This window comes from Salinivibrio sp. MA427 (assembly GCF_001996115.1).
In the GTDB taxonomy this organism is placed as follows: Bacteria; Pseudomonadota; Gammaproteobacteria; order Enterobacterales; family Vibrionaceae; genus Salinivibrio; species Salinivibrio costicola.
On record NZ_MUFH01000213.1, the window covers coordinates 1 to 4,678 of the forward strand.

Annotated in this window: 8 protein-coding genes and 1 pseudogene; 5 read left to right on the forward strand and 4 right to left on the reverse strand. The window is 46.3% G+C overall.

Translation table 11 applies throughout. The annotated features are described in order from the left end of the window. The first annotated feature begins 76 nt into the window (after window positions 1-76). The 3 genes from BZG79_RS16920 (at window position 77) to BZG79_RS11925 (ending at window position 1,351) form a co-directional block, all read left to right on the forward strand. Window positions 77-205, forward strand: a complete 129-nt coding sequence (locus tag BZG79_RS16920; RefSeq protein ID WP_255565805.1) for a hypothetical protein — start codon at window positions 77-79, stop codon at window positions 203-205. Between the two features lie 278 nt (window positions 206-483). Beyond that, window positions 484-978 carry a hypothetical protein gene (locus tag BZG79_RS11920; protein WP_077774477.1) on the forward strand — a complete coding sequence of 165 codons (495 nt, stop codon included), beginning with the start codon at window positions 484-486 and terminating at the stop codon, window positions 976-978. Then, window positions 965-1,351, forward strand: coding sequence for a hypothetical protein (locus BZG79_RS11925; RefSeq protein WP_077774478.1), 387 nt, complete (start codon window positions 965-967; stop codon window positions 1,349-1,351). The genes BZG79_RS11920 and BZG79_RS11925 overlap by 14 nt, the downstream gene beginning before the upstream one ends. Before the next feature lie 72 nt (window positions 1,352-1,423). Here the strand turns inward: BZG79_RS11925 and BZG79_RS16715 are convergent, their stop codons facing one another. From BZG79_RS16715 to BZG79_RS11935, 3 genes and pseudogenes are all read right to left on the reverse strand, one after another. Then, window positions 1,424-1,570 carry an RHS domain-containing protein gene (locus BZG79_RS16715; RefSeq protein WP_242414175.1) on the reverse strand — a complete coding sequence of 49 codons (147 nt, stop codon included), beginning with the start codon at window positions 1,568-1,570 and terminating at the stop codon, window positions 1,424-1,426. Window positions 1,571-1,756: 186 nt separating this feature from the next. Then, window positions 1,757-1,819 (reverse strand): annotated as a pseudogene (locus BZG79_RS16925) (hypothetical protein); the annotation flags it as partial. Window positions 1,820-2,000: 181 nt separating this feature from the next. Then, complete coding sequence (locus BZG79_RS11935) at window positions 2,001-2,384, reverse strand: Imm50 family immunity protein (RefSeq protein ID WP_077774479.1); 384 nt, start codon at window positions 2,382-2,384, stop codon at window positions 2,001-2,003. Between the two features lie 236 nt (window positions 2,385-2,620). Between BZG79_RS11935 and BZG79_RS11945 the strand changes: the two genes are divergently transcribed. Continuing rightward, window positions 2,621-3,538 (forward strand): IS5 family transposase, encoded by a 918-nt coding sequence (locus BZG79_RS11945; protein ID WP_077774480.1) that lies wholly within the window; start codon window positions 2,621-2,623, stop codon window positions 3,536-3,538. A 20-nt stretch (window positions 3,539-3,558) separates the two neighbouring features. Here BZG79_RS11945 and BZG79_RS11950 read toward each other — a convergent pair whose 3' ends face one another. Continuing rightward, a complete protein-coding gene (locus BZG79_RS11950; RefSeq protein WP_242414176.1) occupies window positions 3,559-4,167 on the reverse strand; it encodes an RHS repeat-associated core domain-containing protein in 609 nt (202 codons plus the stop codon). Between BZG79_RS11950 and BZG79_RS16725 the strand changes: the two genes are divergently transcribed. After that, window positions 4,156-4,329 carry a hypothetical protein gene (locus tag BZG79_RS16725; protein ID WP_242414177.1) on the forward strand — a complete coding sequence of 58 codons (174 nt, stop codon included), beginning with the start codon at window positions 4,156-4,158 and terminating at the stop codon, window positions 4,327-4,329. The genes BZG79_RS11950 and BZG79_RS16725 overlap by 12 nt on opposite strands. Window positions 4,330-4,678: the final 349 nt, after the last annotated feature.

Genomic DNA, 4,678 nt, shown 5'->3' on the forward strand with positions numbered 1-4,678 from the left:
GTTCAGAATTCTGTGTCATTTCGTTCGTTCAGAATTCTGTGTCATTTCGTTCAACTATACTAAAAAGGGATGACACATGACCAAACCAACAGCCGATATAGATGCCGCCTTGCAAGCTTTGCGTGAAGATAAAGACCTCACCAGTAAAGATGGCATTTTAACACTACCGACGTTGTTTCCTAAATCATTGAATTTATCACTCTAGCGAGGCGTTGTTGAACAAATCATTCACCTAGCGCACTGTTCCCAGAGGAATAAATCCTATCGCTCAACTCGGTAACTAACAGGCATACTGAGTCTTATGACTTTGTTCATCGCTTTCACGTTGGTCAATGCTTCGCCAACTTGTGCATCGTAAATCTCAATTACGATGCAGATATCAAAGCAAAATGAAAACAGAACCGGGATGCAATGATCTGTTAGAGAGATCAAGTCTGGCTGATATTAACGGATCAGTGATGAGTCAATAAAAGTGATTCTGTGATGATCTGGTCAGCAGAACTTTCTCCTTGTGCCTGTCAGATTTTAGGAGCAGATCGAAAAACAGTAAAAAATAAGAAACCAATTGATTTGTTATATGTGATGATGATTATCTTGGTCCTCATAAAAAAGGTAAAGGTTTCAATGTATTACCGTACTTTCAAGTCATTACCTGTTGTCGCTGTGTTAGTAGCAACCAGTGGATTCAGTGCTCACGCAGAGTCGATTTATCCGTATAAAACAGCTGAAAAAAATGTCATCTATCAACGATTCAGTAATCGTCCGGCACAGCCGTTAGCAAATGCCAAAGCCGCAGATTTTCAGTTGTTGTATAAAGGGCAGGACATTGCTGTCGGCTACTCCTCCGGAAATTATTATTGTAATGCAGAGCAGTTACCTACCGGGCTGGATACGGACTCTGCACGTAGCAAAAAATTATTTCTATGTAGCGGAAAAAACGGTCAAAATACCCTATCAACATCAGGTGAAAATTTCTGAAGACTGTCGAGGTTGGGCTACGATTGATGGGAAAAGCTATTACTCCGGCGAGCTACGCAATGATGTGGATGCATCTAGTTTTAAATGCCTGAGTTTTAATGCTGCCGCAGATAAAAAAGGGTTTCTGATTGCAGGGAAGCGGAGTCTGGAATTTCCTGCTGACGTTGACATGAAAGCGCTTAAAGTGCTTGAAGGTAATTTTGTTTCGGATGGTCATTATGTCTGGTTTGCCGGTATTGAACCTTACTCATTTAAGGGTATTTCGGCGAAAACAGTGAAAGTGAACGGAACGACCATTTCTGATGGAAAGCAGAGCTGGCAGTGCGAAACTTATCACTCCAGTGGGCAGCCAATGTGTCAGAAAACTCAATAATGCAATCATCGGTTTATCTTTACTTTTCCGGAAGTATATTAACCAGCGAGGCCTTATTTGGCCTCGCTGAAGTCAATATTCCACAGCAGTACATCTGACAGAACTGAAATAGCGTTGTGATTGCCCGTGGTAATGGCCCCATACCGCTTGCTCGCCCCGCCAGACAATATCACCTTGTTCATTACACAGCTCTTGCGGTGTGCCCGCGTGGTCGGTCACGATGTAATGCAGTTAGCTGCCTTGATTATGGTGGGTCACTTGCGCCATCGGGCGGAAGCTCCCGGGCTCGTAGAGGTATTCGGTTTGCTGTAGGACTTGCCCATCAGCGGTGGCCTGTTGTTGCTGCACACTATGCGCGCCGTCCCACAGGTAGTGAGTCTGTGTGTCGCTGTGCGCACATTCTTTGGCAATACGTCGCCCAAACGGGTCGTAGCGGTAGCGATACCGCGTGCCGTTGGGYAGTTCAATGTGGGTTAAGGGTTTCTAGTACACGCCCTGCGCGGTCATGGCGGCGTTTCTGTTAGTATTGCTGTGGCGAAACGTCAACCACGGCTTGCAAAATCATTTTGATAGTACTTAGAAAGTTGTACTTTATCGCTAATACAGACTCTTCAGTACTGACTCCACATGTTAATGATATATTGGGCTTTTACTCATTTAAATAGACACTTGGCCCCATGAACTGAATGTGATCACAGAAAAAGGATACCTCAACACTTCTATCTTCACTAACTAAATGAACTTTTCTGTGCTCACCAGCATCTATTACTATATCGCAAACCATTTTCCTACTAACGTTTTTAACCATAAGGTCATAAACTCCACTGCAGTTAATTCCACACTGACAACAGTTGAACTCCCCCCATTTTTTTGTTGGGCGATCGGGAATCTTCCCTACTAAATCAAATCGTATTAATACTGTCGGCCCATCTCGCTTAATACTGACTTCCACAAGCTCAACCTTATCAACCTTAACAGGATATGAAAAAACTTTGCCTAATAATTTTGATCCATCTAGTTCATTCCAGTACATCGATCACCTTTTAAAATCATAATGAGGTAAAGTTCCAGCCACTTTACCTGTTCTTGTGTTTTCTATTGGTCGAACATTAAAGTGAGCACCTTGATCACCAATTCCATTTTCACCCTAATAATAGCCAGCGGAGTGATCCTGAATAACTACTTTCGAACGGCGTTGTTTCCTAAATTATTGAACTAATCATCCGAGCCGCGATCGGATCATCAAAGCCTCAAAACAGGTCACCGATGATGAGCAAAGCCAAGTACAAAATCAGCAATTGGAAGCAATACAATCAGGCATTGGTTAACCGTGGTTCGATTACCTTTTGGGTTGATGACGCCGCTATCCAGACTTGGCACTGTAAAGAGCATCATGGCAAACGAGGCAGAGGCTTTACGTTTACCGATGGTGCCATTGAAACAGTACTGATGGTTAAAGGCATTTTCAAGCTCCCTCTTCGCGCCCTTCAAGGCTTTCTCGACTCGATATTTGGTCTGATGGACGTACCGCTAAAATCGCCGTCATACAGTTGTATCAGYAAACGGGCGAAGACGGTTGAGGTTAACTACCGATTACCCAGTCGTGGGCCCGTTGCTCACGTCGTCATTGATGCYACCGGTTTAAAAGTRTTCGGCGAGRGRGARTGGAAAATGCGCAAACATGGCMARGAAAAACGCCGTGTTTGGCGCAAGCTGCATCTYGCGATTGACGACAGTACACATGAAGTGATTTCTGCCGTYGTKAGCTTRGCRTCTGTCGGYGACAATGAAGCCCTACCGACGCTGCTCAATCCGTTACGMCGAAAAATTGCCCAAGTCAGTGCTGACGGCGCTTACGATACGAAAGCCTGTCATCAGGTGCTCAAGAAAAAAGGCATCAAACCGACCATTCCACCGCGCAGCAATGCGGGTTACTGGGAGGACGGCCACCCTCGCAATGCAGCCGTCAGCGCCTTGAAATCGGGTAACTTGGAAGACTGGAAACAAGAAGAGGGTTATCACCAACGCTCCCTGTCAGAAACAGGCATGTCTCGATACAAAACGTTAATCAGCCCTGAGCTGACTCTACGTAACTACGATGCACAAGTTGGCGAAGCATTGGCCAACGTGAAAGCGATAAACAAAGTCATAAGACTTGGTATGCCTGTTAGTTACYGAGTTGATTGATGGGAGYAATCMCATTRGGATCAGTGCRTTAGGTGAMTGATTTGATCAACAACGCCTTCTGCATTACTAAGGGTCCATTTACTTTTCTGTTTCCATTCAGGGTGATTACCCACATGACGCTCTTTAACATGCGTTACGCCAGCTCTATTCAGCTTAATTTTTTTGGGCGTATCAGGCCTTTTCTTTCCACCACACCCCGCCAACCCCAACGGATCCACCCACTCCAGTGGGTTGGCAACATAGGCCTGCGGCCTTAACCCTCCCACAAACCCTATTGGGTCGGGGCTAAGATACTGGCCACTGTCTGCATCGTAATAACGGTTTACGTTATAGTAAAGGCCCGATTCTGCGTCTTCGAGTTGCCCTTGGTAGCGAAGGTCACACTGTATACTGTCGTTGGCCGCTTCTTCGCGTCGTTTCCAGTGGCGTTGTGATTGCCCGTGATAATGACCCCATAGCGCTTGCTCGCCCCGCCAAACAATATCACCTTGCTCATTACACAGCTCTTGCGGTGTGCCCGCGTGGTCGGTCACGATGTAATGCAGTTCGCTACCTTGCTCATGGTGAGTCACTTGCGCCATCGGGCGGAAGCTGCCGGGCTCGTTGAGGTATTCGGTTTGTTGCAACACCTGCCCATCAGCGGTGGCCTGTTGCTGCTGTACAATGTGCGCGCCGTCCCACAGGTAGTTGGTTTGTGTGTCGCTGTGCGCACATTCTTTGGCGATGCGTCGCCCAAACGGGTAGTAGCGGTAGCGATACCGCGTGCCGTTGGGCAGTTCAATGTGGGTTAAGGGTTTCTAATACACGCCCTGCGCGGTCATGGCGGAGTTTTTGGCGCTGCACGCAAGTATGTTGGAAGCATCAGAAACGTGGATACCTCCAATGTAATACTGGAACGTGACGCTGCCGCAGTTAATCAGCAAAGTCGAAGGGCGGAGCGACAACTATGCCGATTGTAATGAATCGGTGACACAGAACTATGGATATCCTCTTTTAGCCAGCCTAACGTTATCTTTAACAAGTTATGTCAGGCTGCAGACGAGAGTGTTGCACTTCGTGGTTGAACCCGCAGGCTTTTTATAGAGCTTCAGGTTCGTCAACTATTGATTCAATAAACGATTTAAATGAGCTCCATACACC

Excerpts from the sequence above, each read along its gene's own strand:
- BZG79_RS16920 (WP_255565805.1), top strand. The coding sequence starts at position 77 with ATGACCAAACCAACAGCCGATATAGATGCCGCCTTGCAAGCTTTGCGT.
- BZG79_RS11920 (WP_077774477.1), top strand. The coding sequence starts at position 484 with ATGATCTGGTCAGCAGAACTTTCTCCTTGTGCCTGTCAGATTTTAGGA.
- BZG79_RS11935 (WP_077774479.1), bottom strand. The coding sequence starts at position 2,384 with ATGTACTGGAATGAACTAGATGGATCAAAATTATTAGGCAAAGTTTTT.